At 61.9% G+C, this 26,980-nt stretch carries 25 protein-coding genes, 1 tRNA gene and 2 pseudogenes; 6 read left to right on the top strand and 22 right to left on the bottom strand.

Going from position 1 to position 26,980, the window contains the following annotated elements:
• Positions 1-389: 389 nt before the first annotated feature.
• Positions 390-866, bottom strand: coding sequence for a RidA family protein (locus tag ACRQ5Q_RS17635; protein ID WP_439399205.1), 477 nt, complete (start codon positions 864-866; stop codon positions 390-392).
• Positions 867-1,211: 345 nt separating this feature from the next.
• On the opposite strand from ACRQ5Q_RS17635, the gene ACRQ5Q_RS17630 reads away from it, so the two are divergent.
• The gene (locus tag ACRQ5Q_RS17630; RefSeq protein WP_439399204.1) at positions 1,212-1,703 is read left to right on the top strand and encodes a YybH family protein; all 492 of its coding nucleotides are present in this window, start codon (positions 1,212-1,214) and stop codon (positions 1,701-1,703) included.
• Positions 1,704-1,893: 190 nt separating this feature from the next.
• Here ACRQ5Q_RS17630 and ACRQ5Q_RS17625 read toward each other — a convergent pair whose 3' ends face one another.
• The 8 genes from ACRQ5Q_RS17625 to ACRQ5Q_RS17590 all read right to left on the bottom strand — a co-directional run bounded on the left by ACRQ5Q_RS17625 (position 1,894) and on the right by ACRQ5Q_RS17590 (position 9,017).
• On the bottom strand, positions 1,894-2,319 hold the full coding sequence (locus ACRQ5Q_RS17625) for a cupin domain-containing protein (RefSeq protein ID WP_439399202.1): 426 nt from the start codon (positions 2,317-2,319) through the stop codon (positions 1,894-1,896).
• Positions 2,320-3,227: 908 nt separating this feature from the next.
• Complete coding sequence (locus ACRQ5Q_RS17620) at positions 3,228-3,707, bottom strand: GNAT family N-acetyltransferase (protein ID WP_439399201.1); 480 nt, start codon at positions 3,705-3,707, stop codon at positions 3,228-3,230.
• 73 nt (positions 3,708-3,780) lie between these two features.
• Positions 3,781-3,978: a wax ester/triacylglycerol synthase domain-containing protein gene (locus ACRQ5Q_RS17615; protein ID WP_439399199.1), complete on the bottom strand. Its 198-nt coding sequence runs from the start codon at positions 3,976-3,978 to the stop codon at positions 3,781-3,783.
• Positions 3,979-4,020: 42 nt separating this feature from the next.
• Positions 4,021-4,716, bottom strand: coding sequence for an ABC transporter ATP-binding protein (locus ACRQ5Q_RS17610; RefSeq protein WP_439399198.1), 696 nt, complete (start codon positions 4,714-4,716; stop codon positions 4,021-4,023).
• Entirely contained in the window at positions 4,716-5,468 is a 753-nt protein-coding gene (locus ACRQ5Q_RS17605; protein WP_439399196.1) for an ABC transporter ATP-binding protein, read from the bottom strand. The genes ACRQ5Q_RS17610 and ACRQ5Q_RS17605 overlap by 1 nt, the downstream gene beginning before the upstream one ends.
• Complete coding sequence (locus tag ACRQ5Q_RS17600; protein WP_439399194.1) at positions 5,465-6,766, bottom strand: branched-chain amino acid ABC transporter permease; 1,302 nt, start codon at positions 6,764-6,766, stop codon at positions 5,465-5,467. Before ACRQ5Q_RS17600 ends, ACRQ5Q_RS17605 begins: the two co-directional genes overlap by 4 nt.
• Complete coding sequence (locus ACRQ5Q_RS17595) at positions 6,763-7,710, bottom strand: branched-chain amino acid ABC transporter permease (protein WP_439399192.1); 948 nt, start codon at positions 7,708-7,710, stop codon at positions 6,763-6,765. Before ACRQ5Q_RS17595 ends, ACRQ5Q_RS17600 begins: the two co-directional genes overlap by 4 nt.
• A gap of 77 nt (positions 7,711-7,787) precedes the next feature.
• On the bottom strand, positions 7,788-9,017 hold the full coding sequence (locus ACRQ5Q_RS17590; protein ID WP_439399822.1) for a branched-chain amino acid ABC transporter substrate-binding protein: 1,230 nt from the start codon (positions 9,015-9,017) through the stop codon (positions 7,788-7,790).
• Between the two features lie 616 nt (positions 9,018-9,633).
• On the opposite strand from ACRQ5Q_RS17590, the pseudogene ACRQ5Q_RS17585 reads away from it, so the two are divergent.
• Positions 9,634-10,288, top strand: a pseudogene (locus tag ACRQ5Q_RS17585) (IS5 family transposase); the annotation flags it as partial.
• Positions 10,289-10,755: 467 nt separating this feature from the next.
• Here the strand turns inward: ACRQ5Q_RS17585 and ACRQ5Q_RS17580 are convergent.
• The 4 genes from ACRQ5Q_RS17580 to ACRQ5Q_RS17565 all read right to left on the bottom strand — a co-directional run bounded on the left by ACRQ5Q_RS17580 (position 10,756) and on the right by ACRQ5Q_RS17565 (position 12,770).
• Complete coding sequence (locus ACRQ5Q_RS17580) at positions 10,756-11,250, bottom strand: DUF6941 family protein (protein ID WP_439399190.1); 495 nt, start codon at positions 11,248-11,250, stop codon at positions 10,756-10,758.
• A complete protein-coding gene (locus ACRQ5Q_RS17575) occupies positions 11,247-11,678 on the bottom strand; it encodes a helix-turn-helix domain-containing protein (protein ID WP_439399189.1) in 432 nt (143 codons plus the stop codon). The genes ACRQ5Q_RS17580 and ACRQ5Q_RS17575 overlap by 4 nt, the downstream gene beginning before the upstream one ends.
• Positions 11,656-12,189 (bottom strand): hypothetical protein, encoded by a 534-nt coding sequence (locus ACRQ5Q_RS17570; protein ID WP_439399187.1) that lies wholly within the window; start codon positions 12,187-12,189, stop codon positions 11,656-11,658. Before ACRQ5Q_RS17570 ends, ACRQ5Q_RS17575 begins: the two co-directional genes overlap by 23 nt.
• A gap of 505 nt (positions 12,190-12,694) precedes the next feature.
• Positions 12,695-12,770 (bottom strand) — tRNA-Trp (locus ACRQ5Q_RS17565).
• Between the two features lie 148 nt (positions 12,771-12,918).
• Here ACRQ5Q_RS17565 and ACRQ5Q_RS17560 point away from each other — a divergent pair.
• Complete coding sequence (locus ACRQ5Q_RS17560) at positions 12,919-14,145, top strand: serine hydrolase domain-containing protein (RefSeq protein WP_439399185.1); 1,227 nt, start codon at positions 12,919-12,921, stop codon at positions 14,143-14,145.
• Between the two features lie 165 nt (positions 14,146-14,310).
• Here ACRQ5Q_RS17560 and ACRQ5Q_RS17555 read toward each other — a convergent pair whose 3' ends face one another.
• Together ACRQ5Q_RS17555 and ACRQ5Q_RS17550 are read right to left on the bottom strand one after the other, a co-directional pair.
• Positions 14,311-15,078 carry an SDR family NAD(P)-dependent oxidoreductase gene (locus ACRQ5Q_RS17555; RefSeq protein ID WP_439368812.1) on the bottom strand — a complete coding sequence of 256 codons (768 nt, stop codon included), beginning with the start codon at positions 15,076-15,078 and terminating at the stop codon, positions 14,311-14,313.
• 79 nt (positions 15,079-15,157) lie between these two features.
• Entirely contained in the window at positions 15,158-15,856 is a 699-nt protein-coding gene (locus ACRQ5Q_RS17550) for a histidine phosphatase family protein (RefSeq protein ID WP_439399183.1), read from the bottom strand.
• 134 nt (positions 15,857-15,990) lie between these two features.
• Here ACRQ5Q_RS17550 and ACRQ5Q_RS17545 point away from each other — a divergent pair, with 134 nt between their 5' ends.
• Both ACRQ5Q_RS17545 and argE read left to right on the top strand, forming a co-directional pair.
• On the top strand, positions 15,991-16,776 hold the full coding sequence (locus ACRQ5Q_RS17545; RefSeq protein WP_439399181.1) for an SDR family NAD(P)-dependent oxidoreductase: 786 nt from the start codon (positions 15,991-15,993) through the stop codon (positions 16,774-16,776).
• Between the two features lie 945 nt (positions 16,777-17,721).
• The gene (gene argE / locus ACRQ5Q_RS17540; protein WP_439368816.1) at positions 17,722-18,900 is read left to right on the top strand and encodes an acetylornithine deacetylase; all 1,179 of its coding nucleotides are present in this window, start codon (positions 17,722-17,724) and stop codon (positions 18,898-18,900) included.
• Positions 18,901-19,299: 399 nt separating this feature from the next.
• Here argE and ACRQ5Q_RS17535 read toward each other — a convergent pair whose 3' ends face one another.
• Both ACRQ5Q_RS17535 and ACRQ5Q_RS17530 read right to left on the bottom strand, forming a co-directional pair.
• Positions 19,300-20,358: a phosphotransferase family protein gene (locus ACRQ5Q_RS17535; protein ID WP_439399179.1), complete on the bottom strand. Its 1,059-nt coding sequence runs from the start codon at positions 20,356-20,358 to the stop codon at positions 19,300-19,302.
• Positions 20,359-20,504: 146 nt separating this feature from the next.
• Positions 20,505-21,740, bottom strand: a complete 1,236-nt coding sequence (locus ACRQ5Q_RS17530; RefSeq protein WP_439368819.1) for an acyl-CoA dehydrogenase family protein — start codon at positions 21,738-21,740, stop codon at positions 20,505-20,507.
• 211 nt (positions 21,741-21,951) lie between these two features.
• Here ACRQ5Q_RS17530 and ACRQ5Q_RS17525 point away from each other — a divergent pair, with 211 nt between their 5' ends.
• Positions 21,952-22,623: a TetR/AcrR family transcriptional regulator gene (locus tag ACRQ5Q_RS17525; RefSeq protein WP_439368821.1), complete on the top strand. Its 672-nt coding sequence runs from the start codon at positions 21,952-21,954 to the stop codon at positions 22,621-22,623.
• A gap of 192 nt (positions 22,624-22,815) precedes the next feature.
• Here ACRQ5Q_RS17525 and ACRQ5Q_RS17520 read toward each other — a convergent pair.
• The 5 genes and pseudogenes from ACRQ5Q_RS17520 to ACRQ5Q_RS17500 all read right to left on the bottom strand — a co-directional run.
• Positions 22,816-22,890: pseudogene (locus ACRQ5Q_RS17520) on the bottom strand (RidA family protein); the annotation flags it as partial.
• 1 nt (position 22,891) lies between these two features.
• Positions 22,892-23,107 carry a hypothetical protein gene (locus tag ACRQ5Q_RS17515; protein WP_439368822.1) on the bottom strand — a complete coding sequence of 72 codons (216 nt, stop codon included), beginning with the start codon at positions 23,105-23,107 and terminating at the stop codon, positions 22,892-22,894.
• Between the two features lie 198 nt (positions 23,108-23,305).
• Entirely contained in the window at positions 23,306-24,535 is a 1,230-nt protein-coding gene (locus ACRQ5Q_RS17510) for a CaiB/BaiF CoA transferase family protein (protein ID WP_439368823.1), read from the bottom strand.
• A 182-nt stretch (positions 24,536-24,717) separates the two neighbouring features.
• Positions 24,718-25,923 (bottom strand): MFS transporter, encoded by a 1,206-nt coding sequence (locus ACRQ5Q_RS17505; RefSeq protein ID WP_439399178.1) that lies wholly within the window; start codon positions 25,921-25,923, stop codon positions 24,718-24,720.
• Positions 25,924-26,053: 130 nt separating this feature from the next.
• Positions 26,054-26,881, bottom strand: coding sequence for a 3-keto-5-aminohexanoate cleavage protein (locus tag ACRQ5Q_RS17500; RefSeq protein WP_439399176.1), 828 nt, complete (start codon positions 26,879-26,881; stop codon positions 26,054-26,056).
• Between the last annotated feature and the right edge of the window lie 99 nt (positions 26,882-26,980).

Genomic DNA, 26,980 nt, shown 5'->3' with positions numbered 1-26,980 from the left:
GCTATACATCACCATCCTTGGCATCGGCGCATGCGACTGGGCGCGCGCCACAAGCGGCCACGCCGCCGCGCTGCTGAGCAGAGTGATAAAGTCCCGTCGCCTCAGGGGCTTCCCCAACGAGGCTCACAACCTATCACATCGTCAACTCGGCAGCATCGTGTGCATCAGGGTAAATTCGACTGCGATGTCTCAGATGGGTCACGAGGGCCGTTTGGAAGGTCGGCCGATTGCTTCCGGTCTACCCCGAGGAGCCGACAATTGAGGACGTCGCCCGAACTCGCATTCGGGCCACGACCGGACTCGTGCAGCGACGCGACAATATCGCCTGCACAAGTCCAGCGCACCACGTGATTGTTGCTCACCCTCCGTAGACGCGATCGCCAGCGTCGCTATGGATGAACAGCTATTGCGGAGATCTCGACCTTCAAATCGCGGGGCAAGCGCGCCGCCTCGATTGTTGCCCGTGCGGGTGGGGCGTTCTTGAAGAAGGTCCCATAGACTTCGTTCATTTTTCCAAACTCGTTGATGTCCTTCAGGAACACAGTCGTTGAAACGATGTGGTCCATTGTCAGCCCATCGGCCTCAAGCACAGCCTTCAAGTTTTCAAGAGTGCGCCGCGTCTGATCCTCAATCGACGCACTCACCATAGGCTGATTAGTCGTCGGATCGATCGCACCTTGACCGGCGAGGTACACCGTATTTCCCACTCGTATGCCCTGGGAATAAGGACCAATCGGTTTCGGGGCGTTCGGGGAGATAATGACCTTCTTGCCGGCATCCTGTCCGCTCGCGACGTCGATGGGTAGAATCCACAACGCGATGTTAGTGACCATTCCAATCGCCATCAAAGAATTCGTCAGTTTCATAGCTTCACCCTTTGCTTACCCGAGAATGCTCAGTGGGTTTTCACCGAGATGTTTCACAATTGTTCAATCCCATCGGAACCACTTGGTGCCGTCAAGGACCTTCTAGTTGACGCGCGATGATCTGACGCCGCTCAGGCGGACTTCCGCTCCGGGTCAACAGCGCCGATTTCACCAGCGGTGGGGTACTTTGGCTTTACCCCTGACCCCGAACATCTCGCCGCAACGCCCTAACGGAAGCGAAGGGCCAGAACCTCCCATCCACTCTCTTCCTGTGTCCCAACCGCTGGAGTAGCATTTAGTGTGACTGCGCTGCTGCTAAGCGCGGCCCAACGACGGAGGATCGCCATGCCAACAAAGAGAGTGACCAAGAAGTACTTCAGCGCCTCAATTGTTGCATTGTTCATCTCGCTTGCCGCTCCCGCATCGGCAAGAGCAGGAGCAGAAGACGAAGTGAGAGACCTATTTCGCAAATTTGTTGTGGCCCAGAATGCCCACGATTTGAAAGCAGTCGGTGAAATCCTCCAGGATTCACCACAGTTTCTTTGGATCACGCGCGACCCTCAAACCGGGCGCCCCGCGCCATTTTGGGGACGTGACGCAGCCTTGAAGCGCTTCGAACAATTCTACCGGGGCACTTGGAGCCTCGAACCCAAGGTTGATGAAATCAAAGTGACCGAATTGTCGCCGGGCGTCGTGCAATTACTCGCGCCTACCATATTTACAATTGCCCCTCCCGGACAAACCGCTCAACCTAACCTGTTTCTGCTGAATCATATTTACGTAAGGGCGGATACTGGTTGGAAATTGGCTAGCATCTTTCCTATTCTGGTTCCCTAGCTTGGCAAGAGCGGCGGCTGATGTCTGCTCAGGTCAAAACGCGAAGAACTCAGGCTGAGCAAATCTGGTCCGCTCTGGCTCAACGAGCGGACTTCCCGCCGCACGGCACAACTTCGCACATGGGCTCACAGGCGACATCCAAAAGTAACGCGGTTCGCGAGCAGAGCGCGAATTTAGCCCGCCCCCTTTTTTAAGATGGCGCAGGTATCAGGCCATGACGTTTCATGATCGCGCCCATCCGGGCAGGATCAGGAGGCGCAGGGCCGCCGATGGCTACGGCCATTTCCCGGAAGAATTCGGGCCCGAGAACGCCTGGCGTGAGAACGCAAAGCATTTTCGCAATCGCCTGCGTCTCGTTGACGAACCCATGGATTACGCCGCGCGGGATAAAAAGATCGTCTCCCGGCTTGATCTCGATGCGTTTGCCGGCGACCGTCCAAGTGACGACGCCTTCAAGGCCGTAGATTGTTTCTTCCCAGTCACGATGATGGTGCGGGACCGGCATACGGGAGTTTGGCGGGATCACCACCTCAAACACATCAAGCGCCCCGTTGGTATCATACTTGGTACGCAAAAATCGTACCTGCATTGCGCCAACCTCGATGAGTTCAGCCATTGTGCCCTCCAGAGATAAAGATCGGGAGATGACTAAGCTCATCCGCACCGAATTATCAGCAGAAAGCCTATGGCCGGACTTTGGGCATGTCTATCGGGCATGATGTCTTAGATTGGGCTAAAGGGCAGCCCCGCGATGAGCCGACGAAGATCACGCCGGACAGCGCTCCCACAAGCGGACAGCACATCGGGGCGGACTGATAGTCGGCCACACCTCGTTCTTTGCGTCAGCCAGAGGTTTACCCGTGTTGGTCTTGATGGTGGCCCAGTCAGCTTCGACAGGAAACTCATTGGGATGGATCACCTGGTTTGCCATTGCTCTCTCTCATCGATCAACGCAAACGTGGCCTCAAGTTCTTCGCTCACCTGCCTTAATACCCTGGCAGCTCTCTGAGGATCGGACCGGCCGCAGTCCACGACATTCGCGTGCCAAGTCTGACCTGAACCAATGATTTCAACGGGCGTGACCGCAATCTCTCTGACGAGCTCGCAGCCAATGCGCATGGACTGCGTTGAGCAGCTTACCGGATAGCTCTCGAAGGTTGATTGCGATCTTGCACATGGACAGGCCTGTCGCACCAAAACACTTTCCACCTAATCGCGCACACGCGAAAGAGTTTCGTGAAGAGTGGATGACGGAGGTCGCCGGAGCTCGAAATTAGCTACCGATAGCCTTGTCGAAGCCAACCAGCAGAAAAGAAGCCGATGACGGTGACGGCGAGGAATGCAGCAAAATACCGCTCGCTGAGCGGCTTCCACAACAAGCGCGAAGCCTTGATGCGACCGAACGTCCGTTGAGGGTGGTCAAACTCCGCCGTGCACAGCCCCGAATGGTGCTGTCCGGTTTACCCCAAGGAACTGGCTTCATCGTCAGGATCGCGATGGGCGTGATGGGGCCAGCCGCGGAAGTCAGCAGCCTCCATTGGTTTTGAGGCGACGCCGCAAAATGTTGAGGTGTTTGGGCCCGTAGTCGCGTTCAACCACCTTCCAACTTAGCGCTTCATAGAATGCGACTAATGGATCAGCGGCATTCAGGTATATTTCCGAAAAACCAAGGCTGCGCCCGTGAGCTTCCTCAGCTTGGACAAGTGTCACGCCAACTCCCCGACCCCTATTGCCCGGCTTGACGTACAATGCTCCGAGGTAAGGCTTGTAAGCTTGCCGATCCTCAGCTTCGGTTTCGTGCAGAGAAACTGATCCGATAACGTCATCTGCCTCGATGGCCACGAGCGTAGTAGGAAATCCAGCGGTGCCCAGATGAGTGCCCAGCCAACGCTCGATGGCATCTGTCGGGGTGTTGGTGTTCGACCACCATTGCTGAAAAATCCACCCCGCAACGGTCTTCAGATGTTGCGGCTTCTCCCGCAATTGAACCAACTGATAACTCATTGCGTGTGATCTGCCTCATCAACCAGACCCGGGCACGTCAACTGAACTTCCGCACGAGGCCAACATCGGGCTGCTAAGGGCCGGTCAGCGCCAGCTTGCGCTGGAAGAACGGCACAAGGTGCAGCCGGCTCTTGAGACGGTCGCGGAACGCCGCGAATATATCCGTATTGTCGGGCGGCGGCCCGAAGATCGCGAGTCCCGCGACATGCATCGGCGATTCCGGCGCTTCACCATACAGAAAGCTGGCGTCGAGAGTCGACAATCTGTCCATCGCGACCTCCTTACACTTCTTACGGCTCTTGCTGTTCGTCGCCTACACTTCGAGCCATTGCTTTCGGACTGTGGGATTGGCCGTCAGTTCTGCGGGTGTGCCTTCAAAGACGATGCGGCCGTGACCCATCACATAAACCCGGTGCGAGATGCGCATCGCGATCGAGAGTTTCTGTTCCACCAGCAGGATCGCAACGCCACGGCGCGCGATCTCAGCGATGAGATCGCCGACCTGCTGCACGATCAAGGGCGCCAGCCCCTCGGTCGGCTCGTCGATCATGATCAGTTCGGGATCGCCCATCAAGGTGCGGCACATCGTCAGCATCTGTTTCTCGCCGCCGGACAGCACGCCTGCCGCAGCATCGGCGCGGGCGGCAAGGTTCGGAAACATCGAGAGCATGTCATCGAGCCGCCACTTGCCGGCCTTCCTGGGATCCTTGATGCCGAGCAGCAGGTTCTGCCGCACCGTGAGCCCCGGGAAAATATCGCGATGCTCCGGAACATAGCCCAACCCAAGATGGGCGATACGGTAGCTCGGGAGCCCTGCGATGTCGGTGCCCTTGAAGAGGATGGTGCCCTGCGGCGGTACCTCGCCCATGATCGCCTTGACCGTGGTGGAGCGGCCGACGCCGTTCCGGCCGAGCAGGCTCACAACTTCGCCGGCCGCGATGTTGATGTCGACGCCCTGCAGAATGTGGCTCTTGCCGTAAAAGGCGTGGAGATCCCGAACCTCGAGCATCAGGCAGCCTCCTCGCCGAGATAGGCTTCCTTGACCTTGGGATTGGCGCGGATTTCTTCCGGTGTGCCGGTGGCGATGACATGGCCGTAGACTAGCACCGAGATACGGTCGGCGAGGCCGAACACCACGCTCATGTCGTGCTCTACGATGACAAGCGTGCGGCCTTCGGTGAGACGGCGGATCAGGGTTACCGCCTTCTCCGTCTCGGCATGGCTCATGCCGGCGGTGGGCTCGTCGAGCAGGATCACGTCGGCGCCGCCGGCGATGGTGATGCCGATCTCCAGCGCACGCTGCTCGGCATAGGTGAGCAGACCTGCCGGCACGTCGCGGCGCGAGGCGAGGCCAATGTCGGACAACACCTCCGCGGTCCGCTCTCGCACCTCAGGCAGATTGTCGACGTTCTTCCAGAAAGCGTAGTGATGCTTGGCAGTCCACAGAACCGCGCAGCGCAAATTCTCCCACACGCTCATGTTGGCGAAGACATTGGTGACCTGGAAGGAGCGCGACAGGCCGCGGCGATTGATCTGGTAGGGCGGCAGCCCAGATATCTCTTCGCCGCGCAGCTTCACCGTGCCCGAGGTCGGCTTGATGTAGCCGGAGATCAGGTTGAACGTGGTCGACTTGCCGGCGCCGTTCGGCCCGATCAGCGCATGCCGCTCGCCTTGGTACGCCATCAGATTAAGGTCGCGGATGATCGAGATGTTGCCAAAGCTCTTCTGGACGTCCCTGAGCTCAATCGCGGGGGTGCTCATGCGTGGTACCCTTTGTCGCGCGCCGCGGTGAGCGCCTCATCCCAGGCTTGCGCGAGCCAGGTCCACGTCCGTCGCGCCGCGATGTAGCCGGCGATGATCAGGAACGCCGCGAGCATCCAGGTGATCGGGCTTGCTGCATTGAAGCTCATGCCGAACGCCTTGATGTTCGGATCTTCACCCGGATTGACTGTGAAGTGCACGACGGTCTCGATCGCGAGCACGAGGCCAGTAACCATCGCCAGCGTCGGAATCAGGGAGATGAGGTAATAGGGCAGCACTTTGCCGAGTGTGCCGCCGCGGATGAGCGGCCGGTGCATCATCAAAAGCCCGGTGATGCCGCCAGGCGCAAAGGTGACGACCGCGATGAAGAACAGGCCGAAATAGAGCTGCCAGACCGGGGTGAGGTCGGAGAGGCTGAGCGACAGCACGGTGACAAAGATCGCGCCGACGATCGGACCGATGAAATAGCTGATGCCGCCGATATAAGTGGAGAACAGCACGGTGCCCGACTGCAGCGCGCCTAGATAGGCGGAGTTGGCGATCTCGAAATTGATCGCGGCGAGCCCGCCGGCGATGCCGGCGAAGAAGCCGGCAAAGCAGAAGGCGAGGTAGCGCACGACATGCGGGTCATAGCCGACGAATTGCACCCGCTCCGGATTGTCCCGCACGGCGTTGCACATCCGCCCCAATGGCGTGCGGGTCAACGCATACATCGCGCTGACGCAGATCAGCGTCCAGGCCGCGATTAGATAATAGACCTGAATCTGCGGTCCAAAACTCCAGTCGAACAGGCGGAACACCTTGGTGCGGTTGGCCGAGATACCGGCCTCGCCGCCGAAGAAGGTGCGCAGGATCAGCGCTGACGACGCGATTAGTTCGGCGACGCCGAGTGAGATCATCGCAAACGCCGTGCCGCTGCGCTGGGTCGAGACCCAGCCGAGCAACACCGCGAAGAACAATCCCGTCAATCCGCCGACCAGCGGCACCAAAGGCAGCGGGATCGGCAGCTTGTTGGCGGCGAGGATGTTGATGGCGTGGATGACGAGGAAGCCGCCGAGCCCGTAATAGACGGCGTGACCGAAGGACAGCATGCCGGTCTGGCCGAGCAGGATATTGTAGGACAGCGAGAAGATGATGGAGATGCCGATCAGGCTGAAGGTGGTGAGCGCCCCTCCAGACGAAAAAATCTTCGGCAGCACGATCAGCACGACGGCGGTGGCAACCCACAGGCCGTAGAATTTCAGTTTCTCGCTGAGAGGCGGATGCGGCGGCGCGACGCTTTGGGTAAACTCGCTCATGTTTCGCGCGTCCCCAGCAGGCCCATCGGCCGGAAAATTAGGATCAGCACCAAGAGCACATAGGGCATGATCGGAGCGATCTGCGCGATGGTGACGCCCCAGATGTCCGCGAGCCAGGTCTGCGCCATGGCCGGGCTGAGCGGGCCGAACGCGCCGGCCAGCGAGCCGTTCATCGAGACCGCAAAGGTCTGCACAAGCCCGATCAGCAGCGAGCCGACAAAGGCACCGGGCAGCGAACCAAGCCCGCCGACCACCACGACCACGAACAGGATGGGCCCGAGCAGCGCGGCCATGTTGGATTGCGTCACCAGCGCGGGACCGGCAATGACGCCGGCGACCGCCGCCAGCGCGGTGCCGACGCCGAACACCATCATGAAGATCCGCCCGACATTATGGCCGAGATGGCCGACCATGTGCGGGTGGGTTAGCGCCGCCTGCACGATCAGGCCGACGCGCGTCCGCTTCAGCACCAGCAGCAGCACGATGAAGATCACCACCGAGACCAGCAGCATGAACATCTTGTAGGCGGGGTAGTTAGTGGAAAACAGGGTGAAAGCGGGGAAATCCAGCAGCGGCGGCACACGGAAATCCACCGGGCTCTTGCCCCAGATGATCTGCACGATCTCCTCGATCACGAACGCCAGCCCGAACGTGAATAGCAGCTCCGCGACATGACCGTTGCGATGCACGCGACGCAGGCCGAAGCGCTCGACCGCGGCCCCCAGCGCCCCGGCCAGGACAGGTGCGATGATCAGCGCCGGCCAGAAACCCATCCAGCGAGAGAGCTGGAAGCCGAAGAAGGCGCCCAGCATGTAAAAGCTGGCATGCGCGAAATTCAGCACGCCCAGCATGCTGAAGATCACCGTTAGCCCGCTCGCCATCAAAAACAGCAGCATCCCGAACAGGACGCCGTTCAGCGTGGAAATGACGACGAGTTCAAGCACGATACGCACCCCCCGGCAGATGATCCGCCTTCGCCCCGGTCAAACGCCGAAGCGAAGCCTGTCTTGCGTGGTGCCCCTTACGGGCGGTCCATCTTGCAGGTGGTGGGCAGGACGGTCTGGTCGGTCTCGATCTTGGCCGCGAGCTTCCAGCCCCAGCCGGTCTTCTCCTCGTCGAACGGCTCCTTCTCGGTGCGCTCGCCGAACGAGGCGATGTACATCGGCTGGAAGAACTGGTGGTCGTCCTTACGCATGTTGCCCTTGCCGCCGTCATAGACCTCGAATTCCATGCCCTCGAGCGCCGCCGCCACCTTGACCGGATCGAGCGACTTGGCCTTTTCGGCGGCCGCCGCGAACATCCGCATCTCATTGACCGCGCGCGGATAGAACAGGCTGAAGTCGTATTTGGCGCGGATTGCCTTTTCGAAAGTATCGGCCGGCGCATAGCCGAGATTGGGAATGCCCTCGCCGATCACGAACACCTGGTGGTTGAGGTTGGCTTGCTTGACAGCGGTGGGCCCGCCGGTGCCGCCGGCGTAATAGGTGTACCAGTTGACCTTTAGACCTGCATCGGCCGCCGCCTTCAGCAGCAGCGCAAAGTCTTGGCCCCAATTTCCGGTGATGACGGAATCGGCGCCGGAGGCCTTTATCTTGGCGATATACGGCGCGAAGTCGGTGATCTTCAGCAGCGGATGGACTTCGTCGCCGACGATCTCGATATCGGGCCGCTTGGCCTTGAGCATGGACCTCGCACTCTTGCGCACGGACTCGCCGAACGAATAGTCCTGGTTGATCAGATAGAGTTTTTTGACGCTTGATGCGCTCTTCATGTAGTTGGTCAGCGCCTCCATCTTGATGTCGGAATTCGCATCCCAACGGAAATGCCAGTAGCTGCACTTCTCGTTGGTCAGGATCGGATCGACCGCGGCATAGTTGAAGTAGAGCACTTCCTTGCCGGGATTGCGTTCGTTGTACTTGGTGATGAAGTCGGTTAGCGCGCCCGCCACCGACGAGCCGTTGCCCTGCGTGATGTAGCGGACGCCGGCGTCGATCGCCTTTTGCGCCTGGATCAGGCTTTCCTGCGGATTGGTCTTGTTGTCGAGCGGGACGATTTCGACCTTCTTGCCGAGAATGCCGCCCTTGGCGTTGAGCTCGTCGGCGAGGAACTGGAACGTCTTCAGCCCGACTTCGCCGACGCTGGCGCCGCCGCCCGAGAGCGGATCGATGTAGCCGATCTTGACGGTTTCCTGCGCAAAGGCCGCTCCGCCGAAGATCGGCAAGAAGGCGGCAACTAGCATCCAATGGCGCATCATCTCTCTCCCTGTCTGTGTTTTGTCGAAGGCTTATGGGGTCGCTTCTCGGCGCTTCCGTGAGGAGACGAGCCTTCTGCACGCCAAGTGTTGTCCAATGCCCTTAGCCGCGCAAGCGAATAAATCAAGCGGAGGTGTTATGCTGATTTCACCACGTAGGCGGCTTTGCACGTGTGGGTCGCTGTGTCGACCGGCTGGCGCGCTCTCACCGGCACACCTTTGCGCATGTTTGACACGCGCGGCGGCGCGCGGCCGCTTGCGTGCCCAGGAGCATTGAAAATGACCCTCCGCCTGAGGAAAGCGGGAGAGGTTTGGTGTTACCGACCATCTTTCGCCGGGGTTCCCCGCAGCCAGGGCGAACGAATGCAAGTCCTGGAAGTAACCGGCACCAAGCACAGTTAGCCGGTCGGTTCGCGAGTTATTATCACAAGTTGTTCGGCGAATACCCGTTCGCCAACGAAGGCTCATGATGTGACATGTCCGCGTTGGGTCGTTTTCGACGCATTTAGCAGAGATTTAGGGCTGGTTGATGTCCGCTCCTGTCCGCAAGCGCCGTACCAAGAGCGCGCGAGGAGCGTTGCGTTTGGCCGGACTGCCGTGATTCAAACTTCCGAAATTGGGGAAGCCGCGTGGCGTTCCTCGAGTGAACGACAGACGGGTCCTGAATGGCATCTTCTGGGTCCTTCGCTGGCGTGATCTGCCGACGGCGTTTGGCCCATACACCATTTGCTACAGCCGCTTCCTCAGGTGGCGGCGGGCCGGTGTTTGAGGCCGCATCATAGAAGCGCTTGCCAGTGCCCATGATGCCGCTGTTCAGATAATCGACACCTCCATTGTGTCCGCGTGCATCAGCATGGAGCTTGCATCACAAGGAACCAGCGCCAATCGATGGGAAGGTCCCGCGGCGGCTTGACGAGCAAAATTCATGCGGTGGTCGATGGCAATGGTCTGCCGTTGCGGCTGGCGCTGAGCCCCGGTGAGGCCCACGACGTTCGACTTGCCGGAAAGCTGCTGTCTCGCCTGAAATCCGGTTCAATGCTGCTTGCTGACCGCGGCTATGACGCAGACTGGATCAGAGAGCTTGCCATGAAGAAGGGCCGTGGGCTAACATCCCGCCGAAAAGCAATCGCAGCGATCCCATCTGCTTTAGACCCTAGGTCGAGCGGTTCTTCAACAGGATCAAACAATGTCGTCGGGTGGCGACGCGCTACGATAGGCTCGCCGCCAACTACCTCGCCTTCGTTCAGTCGCGTGACGCGAGTATGAGGATAGCGCGTAGTAGCCTCATCTACGGTCAGGTAGGGCCGTCAGCTCCCCCAAGGCTGGCGGCTTACTTTTGTGCACCGCCTACATCTCTGTCAGTCGTCAGCTGCGCCGCTCTCGTTGGGTGTGGGCGGGTCGCGATGTTGGGCCTCTTGATGCGCTGAAAATGGCGGCGTTTTCGTTGATCCACTAATGGCGGACAAACTTGCCACTACTGGTCAGCGTCGCATCTCGACTGTTCGCCCGATGAAGCAGCGCGCCCAACCATCACCCCGCCGAAACCGAAACCGAAGCCCAAACGAAGGCGCAAGTGGCGTATGGCGGAGGCGCTGAAGAACATCGAGGACTACGTGGCTGATCTACGCGAGCTAATCAGGAAGTTACGAGGACGGCTGCATTGAATTGAGATGGCGCGCGCCCGGGCGGAAGGCGTGAATTCCCGACCGATCATCCATATCCATAGGTGTTTCCGGCCTCAACCGGCTTTAGCCTGTGGTGACCCTACGGCCAAAGCTCCCAATCGATAACGTTTCCCGCCGATCTCGGCCTGGACTTTGATGAAGCCAGTGCTCTTGATTTGAAAGTTGTCGAATTGCATTACCGTAAACACATGCACGTAGTTGCGGAGTCCCTCCCCCTTTGGGAGGCCTAGTGCATCGGCCGTCTTATCAATCTCGCCCGCCATGGAGTCCGCTACGCCTTCGCCGACTTCGGCTTCGATGGAAGGAACGTCATCGGGATCGCCTGGCACAAAAATGCGAATCTTGAACTGAGGCTTAAAAATTTCCCGCTTCTGAAATACGGAAATTGCAAAACTCAATCGAGAAAGGGTCGCAGGAAAGCCTCCGTTCACGATCATCAGATTTGAATTGTAGACTCCGATGTAGATGCACTTGCCCGTCGATTCTTGTCGAACATCGTCGCAAAAAACGACCTGTCCATAAATATCAGGACGCTGCTCTTCTTTCATGAGACGGCCGAGAATGCTGCGTTGGTTTCGGTACGGATTTTGCTCTCTGAGCTGTTTGTTACTTTCGTGATGCGGACAGAGGGTGGCACGGTAATAGCTTCGGTCTTGGCAGGCGGTTCACTGCTAATGCCCGACGCTTTAAAGATTCGACCGGAGCTATCGACCGCCTCGATCCTCAGTTCGACTTCGAGAGCATTGGCGATGGACGCGATTGTGTTGAGAGTCCAGTTGGGGTCACCCTTGCCGAACCACCGGGACACCTCATGCTTGCTCGTGCCGACTTTTTTCGCGAACGCCTGCAGGGTGAGACCATCGCTTTTCTTCCGTTCAGACAGGATGCCCCAAAAAAGGCTCACAACAGTCGAGCGAAGCATGGCCCGGTCAAAGGACATCTTAAATTTGGGATCATTCTTCTTTGACGTCGACATCTCGATACACTCCGCTCAGGTAGTCGCTCAACTCGGTCCCTCTGAAGGGTTGTTGTGCGGCTCCTAAAATCACTTCCCAGTCTCCAATAACTTCCTTGGTCGCCTTATCGTAGTTTTTGGCGAGCTGATGCTTGTCGTAGGCTCGAAGCAGAATGAGCCTGTCTTTGTCGATGAACCGCCCAAGCAGTCGCCAGCCAGGTTTTGGCTTTCGCGGACAAAGCGCCCAAACCTCATCGAAGCCCTCCAATCTCTCCAAATCGGGACGATCATCGTTTTTCTTTCGACTTACCCGAAGAAAGTGGCCCGCGCAGAAAACGGCGATTAGTCGTTCAGCCTCTAAGTTTGGGAACAAGCCTCGCGCAGTTTTTCCGTCCAGCAAATCTGCAACTTCTTGAGTAACATAAATTCGCCTCACCGAATTATCGAGCGGTCGCAATGGTTTACGGGTAATTAGCTTGCCGGAACCCGCAGTGACCACGTCTAAAGGTAAGGGAGTTGTGTTAAAAGTCAACCAACGACTCTGTGAAACTAGGGGTAGCAAGAATGCTTGCAACGCTAGTCTAGGTAAGCTCTCTAGGCAATCGTGGCGTGATCGAGTTGGCAAAGTGCCACTCTCAAAAAGCAAACAAAGCGAAATGTCACGTCGCCGTGAGGCAAAGCACTCTCGTTTATCAGGTGCGGATGATCCCAAGTCATCAAGACGGGGCAACTGTTGTGCCCACGCCTTGGGCGTCCGCAGCAAACGGCGGAGTCAGTGCGTTTTCGCCCCGGCCCCGGCCCCACCGGGCGCGCGCCCCCCGGCTTAACTCCCCCACCGCTCGTCGGGCACCACTCGAAAGATCGATCTGAAATGGCAATGAATCACGGTCCACTGGTTTTGCCCGTCGTCAACGACGCGATGTCGCCGCCGGGCGTCGTTGATGCCAACCGTGTGTCGAACGCGCGATTTGTTACCCCGCCCGTTACCCCGAGCGGTTTTTGCTAGTCGGAAATGTCAGCTAAGCCATTGAATTCGCTGGCAGGAGTGGCAGGGCTCGAACCTGCGACCCCCGGTTTTGGAGACCGGTGCTCTACCAATTGAGCTACACTCCTACGAACCTGCGTCGCCGCGGCTCCGGGCCGCTTTCAAGCACAGGGGGCGACCGGATTGCAAGGGAGAAGCGCACCAGGGCCGCTTGTTCACACCGCGACTCCTGGGCGACAGTCCAACCCGAACGACAAGAACAACCCGGGAGCCCGCATGAACGCCGCCCAAGCCGCCCGTAATCCCGCCGCCGCAGCCCAGACGCCGCCTTTGCCCGAGGCCCGCCCCGAAACGCTGGGGCTGTCGCGTCCTCGCCTGCAGGCCATGTCCGACGCCCTCAAGCGCGAGATCGACAAGGGCACCGTCCCCGGCGTCACCGTGCTGGTGGCGAGGGGCGGCCAGATCGGCTGGTTCGAGGCCCTCGGCAGGCAGAACCCGATGGGCGCAGCGCCGATGGCGCGCGATTCGATCTTCCGGATCTTCTCGATGACCAAGCCGATCGTCTCGGTTGCTGTCATGGCGCTGGTCGAGGACGGCCGCCTCCTGCTCAGCGATCCCGTGGCCAAGTTCATTCCGGAATTCGCCGACCAGAAGGTCGGCGTGATCAGCGGCGGCAGGCTCGAGCTGGTTCCGCCCAGACGGCCGATGACGGTGCAGGACCTGCTCCGCCACACCTCCGGCCTCACCTATGAGCACCAGGGCGACGGGCCCGTGCACAAGCTCTACCAGGAGTCCCGCGTCCGCAGCCGCAAGATCAGCAATGCCGAGCACGCCGCGCTGGTGGCGAGCTTACCGCTGGTCTGCCATCCCGGCGACGAGTTCAACTACAGCCGCTCCACCGACATTCTCGGCCGCATCATCGAGGTCATCAGCGGCAAGTCTCTCGGCGCGCTCCTGACCGAACGCATCCTCTTGCCGTTGCAGATGGCCGCGACCGGCTTTGCGACCTCGGAGGCCAATGCCAACAGGCTCGCCGAGCCGTTCGCGACCGATCCCTGGACCGGCGACAAGGTCGCCCTCTTCAACATGCTCGAGCAGCCGGTGATGGAATCCGGCGGCGGGGGTCTGGTCTCGACCACGATGGACTACGCCCGCTTTGCGCTGATGCTGCGCAACGGCGGCACGCTCGACGGCAACAGGATCATCGGCCGCAAGACGCTGGAGCTGATGGCGTCCGATCATCTCGGACCCGGCGTTCCCACCAACGGCACCCTGCTGTCGCCGGGACACGGTTTCGGCCTCGGCTTCGCGGTACGCACGCAGGCCGGCATCGCGCCCTTCCCCGGCAGCGTCGGCCAGTATTTCTGGAGCGGCATTGCGGGCACGTTCTTCTGGATCGATCCGAAGGAGGACCTGTTCGCGGTGTTCATGAGCCAAGGGCCAGGCCAGCGCGACTACACGCGGACCCTGGTGCGGGATCTGGTTTACGCGGCGGTGGAGTGAGGGCCTTCGCTCCGTCTCCTCAGTCGCAAAGCGCCTCCCCACACTCGCTGTCATGCCCCGGCTTAACAGGGCATCCAGTACTCCGCGACGGCAGTTCGTTCGCACAACTTCAGCCGCGGAGTACTGGATCGCCCGCCTTCGCGGGCGATGACACCCGTTGTAATCTCAACTGATCGTCGCGCCGCCGTCGATCACCATGGTCTGACCGGTCATGAAGTCGCCGGCCTTCGAGCCCAGGAACACGGCCGCGCCCGCGATCTCGTCGGGAATGCCGATGCGCAGCAGCGGCGAGCGCGAGGTCGAGGCTTTCAGGTTCTCCGGATTGTCCCACAGCGCCTTCGCGAAGTCGGTCTTGATCAGGCCGGGCGCGATGCAGTTCACGCGGATGTTGTGCTTGCCGTATTCGCAGGCGAGGTTGCGCGCGAGCTGCATGTCGGCGGCTTTCGAGATCGCGTAGGCGCCGAGGATGGTCGAGCCCTTGAGGCCGCCGATCGAGGAGACGATGATGATCGAGCCGTCCTTTCGCTCGATCATCTGTGGCACCACCATCGAGATCAGCCAGTTGTTGGCGACGATGTTGTTGTCGAGAATCTTGCGGAACTGATCGTCGGAGATGCCGGCGAGCGGACCGTAATACGGGTTCGATGCCGCGTTGCAGACCAGCACGTCGATCTTGCCGAAGGCGCGGTTGCTCTCGTCGACGAGGTTTTGCAGATTCTCCTTCGAGGAGATGTTGGCGGCAACTGCGACGGCGGTGCCCCTGCCGAACTTGTCGTTGATGCCTTTCGCCACCTGCTCGCACACATCGGCCTTGCGCGAGGAGATCACCACCTTGGCGCCGTGCTCGGCCATGCGCTCGGCGATCGCAAGCCCGATGCCGCGCGTCGATCCGGTGATGACGGCGACTTTCCCCTTCATGTCGAACAAGGTCATGTTTCTCTCCCTGGATTGATCGTATTCACATCGAGATTCCGGGTCCGGTCCTGCGGACCGTCCCGGAATGACAGCTCATTCAGGCGAGCTTCTTGACTTCCGGCCCCGCCGGCTGATGCATCGCCGCATGCGCGTCGTCCGCGATCCACGGCTGCTGATTGACCATCGGCAGCCGCCAGACGGTGCGCTCCGGGCTTGCGAAATAGTCGAGCCGCGTCACCGACACGTTGTCGATATCGAACGCCAGCCCCTGCTCCGGCAAGTCACCGAGTGCGAGCCCCACCGCCGCCTTGATCGTGCCGCCATGCGCGACCGCGATGATGTCCTGTCCGGCTGCCTCATTGTTGATCCGTTCGATGGTGCGGCGCGTGCGGTTGTAGAGATCCATGAAACTTTCGCCGCCGGGCGCGGGCTCGTTGATGTCCGCAAACCAGCTGGTGCCGACGGGGCGGCTCGCGATGAACGCGGCGCGGTTCATGCCCTGCCAGCGGCCGAGATTTTGCTCGGCGAAGTCCGCTTCCCACTTCATCGAGGCAGGCCGCGGGAAGCCGGCTGCCCAGATCGCCTCGGCGGTCTGATGCGTGCGCCTTAGATTGCTCGAATACCAGACCGCCTTGCGTGGGAGGACCTTGGCAACGGCGTTGAACACATAGGTGTCGCTGGTGTCACAGGCGATGTCGGATTGACCGTAGATGTTGCCGCCGTCGTTGCGCACCGGCGCGTGACGGACCCACCACCACCGTGTCGTCACCACATTGGGCTTGTCTTCGGCTGGCATCGAAACCCTTCCATCCCGTCTGATGTCGCTGTACGTCAGTAGGCAACGTGTCTCAAGACACTTTACCGTTTGAAATCTTGTTTGAAATTCCGTCGCGCGGCAAGCGTCGCGCGAGGCACCACAGGGAGAAACGCATGGGCCGTCTGCAAGGCAAATCCGTCATCATCACCGGCGCCGGCAGCGGCATCGGCCGTGCGGCTGCGCTGCTGTTCACGCGCGAAGGCGCAAAACTGATCGCGGTCGATCGCGCCGAGGCGGTGAAGGAGACCGTCGAGGAGATCAAGTCGGCCGGCGGTGTCGCGGAAGCGATGGTTGCGGATGCCGGCTCCGAGAAGGACGTGATCGCCGTCATCGACAAGGCGGTGGCGATGCACGGCCGTCTCGACGTGATCTGGGCCAATGCCGGCGTCTCCGGCGGACTCGTTCCGCTGGCCGAGCAGACCGTCGAGCATTGGCAGGAGATTTTGCGCGTCAATCTGATCGGGCCGTTCCTCGCGGTGAAGTACGCGATGCCGCATATGGTGAAGCAGCAGTCCGGCGCGATCGTACTCACCGCCTCCGTCGCGGGCCTCAAGGCCGGCGCAAGCGGGCATCCCTATGCGGCGAGCAAGGCCGGCGTGATCAGCCTGGTGCAGACCACCGCCTATTCGCTCACCGGCACCGGCGTGCGCATCAACGCTGTCTGCCCCGGCTTGATCGAAACAGGGATGACCAAGCCGATCTTCGACCGCGCCAAGGAGCGCGGCACCCAGGACAAGATCGGCCAGCTCAACCCGCTCAAGCGCGCCGGACAGCCGCACGAGCTCGCAGCGATGGGACTGTTTTTGGCAAGCGACGAGGCGTCGTATGTCAACGGACAAGCGTTCCCGGTGGACGGCGGCCTCACGGCATCGATGCCGTATACGGGGAAACCGGTTTAGGCACGTGCCCGACCCAGCGCTCCGGGTCGCGAGACCCAAGTTTTCGCGCACACCTGCATCCACATCGTCATTGCGAGCGCAGCGAAGCAATCCAGAGTGCCTCCGGAGGGACTCTGGATTGCTTCGTCGCAAGGGCTCCTCGCAATGACGTGGTGGCAGCATCGCTTGTTCAATTCGCATTGCCATTCGCAGACATACCTTCGCATCCTCGCGGCGCATTTCGCCCGAGCTTTGCTTGGCTGCCCCCAGCGAAAGAGGGTGCAGGGAAGACCGGGTGCCGGCCGGGCACCCACGGTCCACTGTGCGAAAGGTGGCAACAAAGAATTTGCACAGCGGCATACAGGTGTAGCCAAACATCCGGCCTTCCCTGCGCAGTGGTTTTACGGCTTATGTCGTGATCTCCCCGGGGAGCGATGCACTATTGCCCCCGTCGCCTTGGAGATGACTGATGCGCGGGCCCGGTCGGGCCGCAACATCACCGCAAGACTTGACGCACAGACCCCGGGCGTCAGGACCACACGATTTTGCCGTACGCTGAAGGCACCGGTCGTATGCGCGCCGACTTCGCTCACGGTTTCCCGCCCTGCAAAGCTCTTCGCGCCAACGCCATCTGCGTCCACCGCCGCCCGGCCCGCGTTCGTGACGATCGCGATACGCCCCTCTTCCTTGGGCCGGGTTGCGGCGGCACATACGCCATTTCCGAATTTCGATAAAGTAGAATATTTTTGGCGCCGCGGGTTGACCGATGGCTTGGGTGTTTTGTCCGACGGGCAGCAAGGCCTCGTAGCCTGATGAGCGAAGCGACAGCCGGGATTCACGGCACGAGCATTCCCGGGTATCGCTACGCTCACCCGGGCTACGGAACTGTGTTGATTTGCTCGATCGGCCATCGCATTGGTATGGTTCCTGCAGGCAACTCTCCAATCTCCTGACAAGACCGTGACAATGCCAAGCTCAAGACCCGATCGTATCCGAAAACTCCTCGCCGACCTGGTCGGCTTCGACACCATCAGCGACCGCACCAACCTGCCCCTGATCGCCCATATCGAGAGCTATCTCGCCTCGTTCGGCACCAAGGGCGAGCGCATGACCGACGGGACCGGGCAGAAGGCTTCGCTCTGGGTGACGATCGGGCCGGAGGACCGGCCGGGCTTCGTGCTGTCGGGCCACACGGACGTCGTGCCCGTGGTCGGCCAGGACTGGAGCCATGATCCGTTCAAGCTGGTGGAGCGCGACGGCAAGCTCTATGGCCGCGGCACCACCGATATGAAGGGCTTCGTCGCGGTGTGCCTCGCCATGGTGCCGGAGATGCTGGAGGCCGGGCTCAAGACGCCGATCCATCTGGCGATCTCCTACGACGAGGAGATCGGCTGCGTCGGCGTGCGGCCGATGCTGCGCGAGGTCGCGAAAAAGAAGGTCAGGCCGCTCGGTGCCTTCATCGGCGAGCCCACCCAGATGCAGGTCATCATCGGCCACAAGGGCAAGCACGGCGTGCGCGCGACCTTCCGCGGGCTCGCCCGTCATTCCTCGATCGCGCCCGACGGCGTCAACGCGATCGAATACGCGGCCGAGCTGATCGTCGAGATCCGCCGCCGCGCCTTGGCGCTCGCGGCCGCGCGATCGACGGACGGCCTCTACGACGTTCCGCATTCGACGCTGCTCACCAGCATCGTCCACGGCGGCGCTGCGCTGAACATCGTGCCTGACACCTGCACGGTGGATTTCGAATGCCGCGGCATCGGCATCACCGAGTCCAAGGAGGTGACCGATGCGATCGTCGCCTGGGCCAAGGCGGAGATCGAGCCGGCGATGAAGGCGAGGCATCCGGACTGCGGCATCGATTTCGAGGAGATCCTCGACTATCCCGCGCTGGACACCGCCGCCGATGCGGCGATCGTCACGCTGGCAAAGAGCCTTGCAGGCCGCAACGACCACGCCAAGGTCGCCTTCGGCACCGAGGCAAGCCTGTTCGCCAGCATCGCCGACATCCCGTCGGTGGTGATCGGCCCCGGCGCGATCGCGCAGGCGCATACGCCTGACGAGTTCGTGGAGATGGCGGAGCTGGAGAAGTGCGCGGGGTTCGTGGAGAGGCTGATCGCGCATTGTGTGAAGACGGAGTCGTAGACGACGCTGCCGTCCGGTCGGCAAAGCAAGGCGTGCCCGCTATTGTCGCGCGATCGCCGAGGGTTGGCGGGCGCAGCGCTACGCGCTTTCGCCCACCCTACGAGAATTGTGCCTCGTCATTGCGAGGAGCTCTTGCCGACGAAGCAATCCAGACTGGTGCCGCGGAGACTCTCTGGATTGCTTCGCTCCGCCCGCAATGACGGGTGCCGCGACCTCGCGTCTTTACCGATGTCATGTCCCGGCTTGACCGGGGCATCCAGTACGCCGCGGCTTCTCGATTCAAGCACAGGGGTCTCTGGAATACTGGATTGCCCGCTTTCGCGGGCAATGATGCCGGTTGGTGCGAATAGCGACCGACCGAACAAGAAGGCGCGGCCACCAGCCGCGCCTTCGTTCGTCCTAAACCGCGCCCGCCTGCTGCGCATACTCCCATGACGCCTGCGACAGCGGCACGGTGCGCTTGGCGGATTCGAGCGCCTTGGCGTTGGCGGCGGTGCCGTCGCGGATACGGCCGGCGATGCCTTGGGTGATGCCCGCGAGGCGGAACAGATTGTAGGAGAAGTACCAGTTGAGATCAGGCACGCTCATCTGCGTGACGTTGCAGTAGATCTGTGCGGCCTCGTCCAGACTCGGGATGTTGAGCGCCTTCAGATCGACGCCCTGCAGGCCCGGCATGATCCACTGCATCAACAGATACGTGAAGTCGGCCATGGGATCGCCAAGCGTCGACAGCTCCCAGTCCAGCACGGCCTGCACGCGCGGTTCGCTCGCGTGGAAAATCATGTTGTCGAGGCGATAGTCGCCGTGGACGATCGAGACGCGCGCCTGCTCCGGCACGGTCTTGGGCAGCCATTCGGCGACCTTCTCGAATTCAGGGATGTGCTGGGTCTCGGAGGCCCGGTACTGCTTGGTCCAGCGATCGATCTGCCGCGCGAAATAGTTTCCGGGCTTGCCGAAATCGCCAAGGCCGATCGCAACAGGATCGAACATGTGCAGCTTCGCCAGCGTCTCGATCTTGCTGGTGAAGATCTTGCGGCGCGCATCGGCCTCCTGGCTCGGCAGGGTCGGATCCCAGAACACGCGACCCTCCTCCATCGACATGATGTAGAAGGCGGCTCCAATGACGCTGTCGTCCTGGCACAGCGCATAGGCGCGTGCGACCGGAAAGCCCTGCTTTCCAAGGGCCGCGATGACGCGATATTCGCGATCGACCGCATGCGCCGAGGGCAGCAGCTTGCCGAACGGCTTGCGGCGCATCACGTAGGAACGCTTCGGCGTGTTGAGGCGGTAGGTCGGGTTGGACTGGCCGCCCTTGAACTGAAGGACGACCAGCGGGCCTTCAAAACCTTCGACGTTCTCGCGCATCCATGCCTCGAGGCGGAGCTCGTCGAAACGATGCCGCTCCTCGACTGGCTTGGTGCCCGAGAACTCCTCGTCTTTCCTGACGCCGTCAGTCACGGTGACGCTCCCTCTTCAGTCCTGACCATTTCAGGTCGAGCACGATCCTAGCCGGCCACAGCTGATGCACTTGCGTCAAGCCGTCGTCCGGCGCGGATCATGCCTTGTCGTTTCTTCAAGTCGGGAGCGCCGCAGGGCTCTCCCTCTCAATGACTGGCAGAGTTTGCATACTTCCGAAGTTCAAGTCTGGCAATGGCGCGATTGTGCACCTCGTCCGGACCGTCGGCGAGACGGAGCGTACGGATGTGGGCGTAGTCCTTGGCAAGACCAGCTTCGTCCGAAACACCCGCGCCGCCAAAGGCCTGGATCGCCTGATCGATGATCCTCAAGGCCATGTTGGGACCTGCGACCTTGATCATGGCGATCTCGAGCTGCGCGGTCTTGTTGCCGACCTTGTCCATCATGTCGGCGGCCTTGAGGCACAGCAGGCGGTTCATCTCGATGTCGGTGCGCGCCTCGCCGATGCGCTGCTCCCACACACTGTGCTCGATGATCTTCTTGCCGAAGGCGGTGCGCGAGGCGAGCCGCTTCACCATCTTCTCCAGCGCCTCCTCGGCCTTGCCGATCGTGCGCATGCAGTGGTGGATACGGCCGGGGCCAAGGCGGCCCTGCGCGATCTCGAAGCCGCGGCCCTCGCCGAGCAGGATGTTCTCCTTCGGCACGCGCACGTTCTCGAGCAGCACCTGGGCATGGCCGTGCGGCGCGTCATCGAAGCCGAACACCGGAAGCATTTTCTCGACCTTGATGCCGGGCGTGTCGAGCGGAACCAGGATCTGCGACTGCTGCTGGTGCTTGGCAGCCTTGGGATCGGTCTTGCCCATCAGGATCGCGATCTTGCAGCGGGGATCGCCGACGCCGGACGACCACCATTTGCGGCCGTTGATGACGTAGTGGTCGCCGTCCTTCTCGATGCGGGTCTCGATGTTGGTCGCATCGGACGATGCGACCGCCGGTTCCGTCATCAGGAAGGCCGAGCGGATCTCGCCGTCCATCAGCGGACGCAGCCATTTGCGCTTCTGCTCCTTGGTGCCGTAGCGCATGAACACTTCCATGTTGCCGGTGTCGGGCGCGGAGCAGTTGAACACTTCCGAGGCCCAGGTGATGCGGCCCATCTCTTCCGACAGCAGCGCGTATTCCAGATTGGTCAATCCCGCGCCGCGGAATTCATCATCTTCATGCTCGTTCGGCGGCATGAACATGTTCCAAAGGCCCTCGGCCTTCGCCTTCTTCTTGAGGTCCTCCAGCACCGGGATCACCTTCCAGCGCTCGCCGCTGCGATCCTGCTCGTCATAGACGGGCACCGCCGGGCGCACGTGCTTGGCCATGAAGGACCGCACGCGGTCGAGCCATTCCTTCTGCTTGGGGGACAGGTCGAAATCCATGGGACGCTCCTCGTTTCTCTCTCGCTGATCGTTTTGCGCCGGACTGTCCTCCCGCCGCGCGCCGCCCGCAAGCGCGAATGCGCACTTGGCGAGCCTCGCGGAACCGATCGCAGTTGCGAACGAGTCCCGATTGCGGATTGACTTTTCCCGGCCCTCAAACGATAGTTTCATACAACTGTTTGAATTGCAACTCCCCTCCCCGAGGGCACCCATGGCCAGCGATCATACGAGGTCTGCCATTCTCGCCGCCGCCGAACGGCTCTATGCCGATCGTGGCTTCGGCGACGTCACCCTGCGCGACATCGTCGCGGAGGCCGGCGTCAACCTTGCCGCGGTGAACTATCATTTCGGCTCCAAGGACGAGCTGATCGCGGAATTGTTCGTCACACGCTCGATCGCCACCAACCGCGAGCGCCTGCGCGAGCTGAAAGCGGCGGAGGAAGAAGGCGGCGGCCGCGCGCCGATCGAGGTGATCCTGCGCGCGCTGGTGGGGCCGACCTTGCGCGGCTGCCTGGGACCGGAGAACCAGCGCTCGACCGCCGCGCGCTTCATGATCCGCGCCTCGATCGAATCCGTACCGCCGATCCGGCGCATCAAGAACCGCGAGATCGATCATTTGCGCAAATTCGCCGGCGCGATGCGCAGGTCCCTGCCCGACCGCAGCGACGTCGATATCTATTGGGGCCTCAACTTCGCGCTCGCCATGGCGCACCACACCATTCGCGAGAGCGAGCGCCTGACGAAACTGTCTGAAGGCAAATGCGACCTCGACGACGTCGAGGACGTCGTCGCGCGCGTCGTCAGCGTGGCGACGATGGCGCTGACGGCGGGACGGACGGAGACAAAGTCGCCCGCGCGCGCATTGGTGCGGGATGCGCGTTGACGAATGCCTTGATCTCGTCGAGTGCACGCCTCGTCCTTCGAGACGCCCGCTTCAGGCGGGCTCCTCAGGATGAGGCTGATCGGCACCGACGCCCCTCAAGCGTGCAGCCGCGTGCTCGGCCCTCATCCTGAGGAGCCCGCCTAAGCGGGCGTCTCGAAGGATGGCCACCGGGGAAGCGGGGCGGCCGTTTCCTCACATCGTCGCGATGCAATCGATCTCGACGTCGAAGGGAGCGAACCATTCAGGCGTGCAGACGAAGATCCGCGCCTTACGCCCGGTGCGGCATCTCCTCGGCCTCTTCCTTGGCCAGCAGCAGCAGCATCTCGATGCCCATCTCGCCTTCCTGCGGCGAGCGGATAAACTTGATTTCGTCGGCGCTTTGCCGCAGCGCGGCAATGATGGCGACCGCCTGATTGGCAGTTGCCGCCTCAGTCGCCAGAATGGACTTCTGGTTCTTGGACTGAAACCCGATGGTGTAGGACATTCGTTCCCTCCCGCGCTCAAGTAAAGAGATCGAATCAGAGTCCCGCGCCGAGTGGAAGCCTGCTCAACTACGGACCGGGATTATCTGGGGATTGCGCGCAAGCTCCGCGCAAGGCCGCGCGAGCGCCACGTTGTCGTCACCAGCCTATGGTTACCGATCCGGTGCAGGCACAGTGTTCGCGGGAGCAAGAAAGCAAAGCTAAATAATCCCCTGCTGCTTAAGCTCCTCGATCTTGCCCGCATCGTAGCCGAGCTTGCCGCCGAGCACCTCCTGTGTGTGCTCCCCGAGCAGCGGCGGGGCGCGGTAGGTCTTGATCGGGGTCTCCGAGAAGGTCAGCGCATTGCGGATCAGCGACAGCTCCGGCTCGAACTTGTGCTCGGTCTTCACCCGCATGCCGCGCGACTGCACGTGCGGATCGGAGAACACCTGCTCGAAATTGTTGATGGGCCCCGAGGGCACGCCGGCCTCCTCCAGCTTGTCCAGCCAGTAGGCCACCGGCTTCCTCAGGAACAGGCCGGCGAAGATCGCCATGATCTCCTTGCCGTGCACGACGCGGTCGTTGTTCTTGATGAAGCGCTTGTCATTGGCGAGTTCGGGCTCGCCGAGCACCGCACAGGTGCGCTGGAACTGGCCGTCATTGCCGACCACCAGCATCAATTCGCCGTCGGTGCAGCGGAACACGCCGGCCGGCATGCCGCCATTGCCCCAGGTGCCGCGGCGCGGCGGCGTCTTGCCGTTGACGAGGTAGATCTGCAGCCAGTGCGACAACGAGGCGATGACGGTGTCGAACAGGCACACGTCGATGTGCTGCCCCTGCCCGTCATTGGCATCGCGGTGGTAGAGCGCCGAGAGGATGCCGATCGAGGTGTTCATGCCGGTCATGTAGTCGACGATGGACGGACCGACCTTCATCGGACCCTCGCCCGGCTCGCCGTCCATATGGCCGGTGACGCTCATCAGCCCGCCCATCGCCTGAAGGATGGCGTCATAGCCGGCGCGGGGCGCGTAGGGGCCGGTCTGGCCGAAGCCGGTCACCGAGCAATAGATGATGCCGGGATTGATCGCCTTGATCGTCTCGTAGTCGAGGCCGTAGCGCTTGAGATCGCCGACCTTGTAGTTCTCCATGAAGACGTCGACGTCCTTGGCGAGTTCGCGGATGATCGCCTGCCCTTCCGGCTTGGCGATGTTGACGGTAACCGACTTCTTGTTGCGGTTGGCGCAGAGGTAGAACGAGTTGTTGTTGTTGGCCTTGCCCTCGGGATCGGTCAGATAAGGCGGGCCGAAGGCGCGCGCGTCGTCGCCGGTGCCCGGCCGCTCGATCTTGATCACCTCCGCACCGAGATCGCCCAGCATCTGGGCCGACAAGGGCCCGGCGAGGACGCGGGTGAGGTCAAGGATCTTGATGCCTGAGAGCGGCAAGGCCGACATGTCGGTTTCCTCCGGGGAACTGGTGTTGGCGCGGCAGCCTCGGCCAAGCCGCGCTCTCTGCCGATACACCATTTTCGTTCCCCGAGCACTGCGCTCCGGGCATACGGCCATCCCTGCCCCCCGGCAGCAGTGGCGGCCCTGCGGAGGCGAATTTCCGCGCCGCGAAGATTGCCCCGCCGAACTCAGGTGGCGGCCGCTGCGACCACGCTTGGCCTCCGCCGCCCGAGCAGGACCAGGATCAGCACCGTCGCGCAGGAGCAGACGAAGGTGAGACCGAGCGCACTGCGGCTGCCGAACTGGGTGAGCAGGCCGGCCAGCAGCGGCGGAGACAGCGCGGAGGCGAGATTGAGCGGCAGCGCGATCATCGACATCGCCTTGGCGAACTCGGCCTGGTCGTAGAACACCAGCGGGATGGTCGCCCGCGCCACCGCCATCGCGCCGCTGCCGGCGCCGTAGAGCAGGATGAAGACCGCAACCGCCCACGTCGCGCCCTCGCTCAGCATCAAAAGCAGCATGGCGACGGGCAGCGCCGTGCCGGCCACCAGCCCGGTCGTGATGCCGTCCCACCGCCCGCCGCCGAGGAAGTCGAGCCCGCGGGCGCTGACCTGTATGACGCCGAGCATCGAGCCGAACGCGACCGCCTGCGCCGGCGCCAGCCCCTCCGCCCGCAGCAGCTCGATGAACACGGCGCCGAGACCGAAATTGACGAAGGCATTGAGGGTGATTGCGGAGACGACGAGGCCGAAGGTGCTGCGCGCAACCGGCGGCACATCCGCGTGCTTTACCGGCGTTGGGCCCTCGTCCTTCGCGACGCTCCGGCGCGGCGCCGCCAACGCATAGAGCGGAAGCGAGACCACGATCAGCATGGCGGCGTAGACCAGACACGTCCAGCGCCAGCCGACGAGAGCATTCAGGAACGATGTGGCCGGCCAGAAGATGCTGCTCGAAAGCCCCGTCACCAGCATGAGCGCGCCGATCGCGCTCTTGGCCTGCCGCCCGGCGACCTCGTTGAGCATGATATAGGCACCCGTCGAGAGCGTGGCGCTGCCGGCAAGGCCGAAGACGATCCAGGCGGCGAAATAGAGGGCTGGGTCGCGCGCGAAGAACAGCAGCACGAATCCGGGCACGCTGACGACCGTGCCAAGCATCATGACCTTGCGCGCACCATGCCGCGCGAAAGCCTTGCCGAGCCAGGGCGCGCACAGCCCCATGGTGACATAAAGCGTCGAGGTGCCTGCGAACACCATCGGCAGGCTCATGCCAAGATCGGCCGCAAGGTCGCGGCCGATGATGGGCGGAAGGCCGATCGTGCCCCATCCAATGAGCTGGGTGATTGCAAGCACCAGCAGGACCCCGATGAGCCTGCCGCCAGATTTCAAGAACCGCATTCCAAACGTCGCCTGCCCCAGCTGCGTGCCTGTGCACGGACCCGTCATAGCGGGAGTCTTGGCGCTGCGGAACGCCGGCCGCCGAATGGCAGAAGGCAGCCGGGAGCATGTCAGGAGGAGGCAGTAGCCCCTATCGCGCGAGACCGAGCAGGGATCGCGCCTCGGCGGCGGTCGCGACGCGCCGGCCGTGGCGCGCGACTGCCTCGCAGGCGACGGTCACGAGCTCGGCGTTGCTCGCGGCGAGGCGCGTCTTGTCGATCCTGATATTGTCCTCGAGCCCGGTGCGAACCGCGTCGGCGCCCCGCGCCAGCGCCCAGCCCATGACCTCCGCCTGATGGCGTCCGATCCCGGCCGCGGTCCACGTCGCTTGCGGAATCAGGCGCTTGAGCTCTCCCAGAAGGATGTCGAGGACATGCTCGTCCGCCGGCATCGCGTTCTTGACGCCCATGACGAACTGCACATGCGGGCGCGCATCGATCAGCCCCGCCTCGATCAAGCGGCGGGCGCCATGCAGATGCGACAGATCGAAGATCTCGATTTCCGGCCGGATGCCATTCGCCTTCATGCCGGTCGCGAGCGTTTCGACGAGAGCAGCACTGTTCTCGTAGACGATGGTCGGAAAGTTCACCGAGCCCGTGGAGAGCGAGGCCATGTCCGGCTTGAGATAGAGCGACGAGCCGCGCGCCGAGGGATCGCGCCCTCGCCCGCCGGTCGAGAACTGAACGATCATCCCCGGACAATGTATCTTGATGCCCCCCTGCACCACGGCAAAGCGCTCGGGATCCGAGGACGGCGTCTCGTCATCGTTGCGAACATGGATATGGGCAAGCGTGGCGCCGGCCTCGAAGGCCTGGTGTGTGGATTCGATCTGTTCGGACGGCAGGATGGGCACCGCCGGATTGTCCTTCTTGCGCGGAACTGAGCCGGTGATAGCGACAGCAACGACGACGGGGTTCATCCCTGGGCCTCTGATGATGGCGCTCGCGCGCGCCGAGTTCGACTAGGCGGTTACATAACAAATCGAGCCCTGCCGCTGCAAACATCATCGATCGCAGCG

Source organism: Bradyrhizobium sp. PMVTL-01 (assembly GCF_051861855.1).
Classification (GTDB): domain Bacteria; phylum Pseudomonadota; class Alphaproteobacteria; order Rhizobiales; family Xanthobacteraceae; genus Bradyrhizobium.
The sequence above is the reverse complement of the archived record's forward strand: the minus strand, read 5'-3'. Positions and strand labels throughout refer to the sequence as shown.

Excerpts from the sequence above, each read along its gene's own strand:
- ACRQ5Q_RS17515 (WP_439368822.1), bottom strand. The coding sequence starts at position 23,107 with ATGTCCTACACCATCGGGTTTCAGTCCAAGAACCAGAAGTCCATTCTG.
- ACRQ5Q_RS17505 (WP_439399178.1), bottom strand. The coding sequence starts at position 25,923 with ATGCGGTTCTTGAAATCTGGCGGCAGGCTCATCGGGGTCCTGCTGGTG.
- ACRQ5Q_RS17550 (WP_439399183.1), bottom strand. The coding sequence starts at position 15,856 with ATGCCAGCCGAAGACAAGCCCAATGTGGTGACGACACGGTGGTGGTGG.
- ACRQ5Q_RS17560 (WP_439399185.1), top strand. The coding sequence starts at position 12,919 with ATGAACGCCGCCCAAGCCGCCCGTAATCCCGCCGCCGCAGCCCAGACG.
- ACRQ5Q_RS17555 (WP_439368812.1), bottom strand. The coding sequence starts at position 15,078 with ATGACCTTGTTCGACATGAAGGGGAAAGTCGCCGTCATCACCGGATCG.
- ACRQ5Q_RS17630 (WP_439399204.1), top strand. The coding sequence starts at position 1,212 with ATGCCAACAAAGAGAGTGACCAAGAAGTACTTCAGCGCCTCAATTGTT.
- ACRQ5Q_RS17615 (WP_439399199.1), bottom strand. The coding sequence starts at position 3,978 with ATGGACAGATTGTCGACTCTCGACGCCAGCTTTCTGTATGGTGAAGCG.
- ACRQ5Q_RS17635 (WP_439399205.1), bottom strand. The coding sequence starts at position 866 with ATGAAACTGACGAATTCTTTGATGGCGATTGGAATGGTCACTAACATC.
- ACRQ5Q_RS17580 (WP_439399190.1), bottom strand. The coding sequence starts at position 11,250 with ATGAAAGAAGAGCAGCGTCCTGATATTTATGGACAGGTCGTTTTTTGC.
- ACRQ5Q_RS17530 (WP_439368819.1), bottom strand. The coding sequence starts at position 21,740 with ATGGATTTCGACCTGTCCCCCAAGCAGAAGGAATGGCTCGACCGCGTG.
- ACRQ5Q_RS17545 (WP_439399181.1), top strand. The coding sequence starts at position 15,991 with ATGGGCCGTCTGCAAGGCAAATCCGTCATCATCACCGGCGCCGGCAGC.
- ACRQ5Q_RS17625 (WP_439399202.1), bottom strand. The coding sequence starts at position 2,319 with ATGGCTGAACTCATCGAGGTTGGCGCAATGCAGGTACGATTTTTGCGT.
- argE (WP_439368816.1), top strand. The coding sequence starts at position 17,722 with ATGCCAAGCTCAAGACCCGATCGTATCCGAAAACTCCTCGCCGACCTG.
- ACRQ5Q_RS17620 (WP_439399201.1), bottom strand. The coding sequence starts at position 3,707 with ATGAGTTATCAGTTGGTTCAATTGCGGGAGAAGCCGCAACATCTGAAG.
- ACRQ5Q_RS17500 (WP_439399176.1), bottom strand. The coding sequence starts at position 26,881 with ATGAACCCCGTCGTCGTTGCTGTCGCTATCACCGGCTCAGTTCCGCGC.
- ACRQ5Q_RS17525 (WP_439368821.1), top strand. The coding sequence starts at position 21,952 with ATGGCCAGCGATCATACGAGGTCTGCCATTCTCGCCGCCGCCGAACGG.
- ACRQ5Q_RS17575 (WP_439399189.1), bottom strand. The coding sequence starts at position 11,678 with ATGTCGACGTCAAAGAAGAATGATCCCAAATTTAAGATGTCCTTTGAC.
- ACRQ5Q_RS17590 (WP_439399822.1), bottom strand. The coding sequence starts at position 9,017 with ATGCGCCATTGGATGCTAGTTGCCGCCTTCTTGCCGATCTTCGGCGGA.
- ACRQ5Q_RS17610 (WP_439399198.1), bottom strand. The coding sequence starts at position 4,716 with ATGCTCGAGGTTCGGGATCTCCACGCCTTTTACGGCAAGAGCCACATT.
- ACRQ5Q_RS17605 (WP_439399196.1), bottom strand. The coding sequence starts at position 5,468 with ATGAGCACCCCCGCGATTGAGCTCAGGGACGTCCAGAAGAGCTTTGGC.
- ACRQ5Q_RS17600 (WP_439399194.1), bottom strand. The coding sequence starts at position 6,766 with ATGAGCGAGTTTACCCAAAGCGTCGCGCCGCCGCATCCGCCTCTCAGC.
- ACRQ5Q_RS17510 (WP_439368823.1), bottom strand. The coding sequence starts at position 24,535 with ATGTCGGCCTTGCCGCTCTCAGGCATCAAGATCCTTGACCTCACCCGC.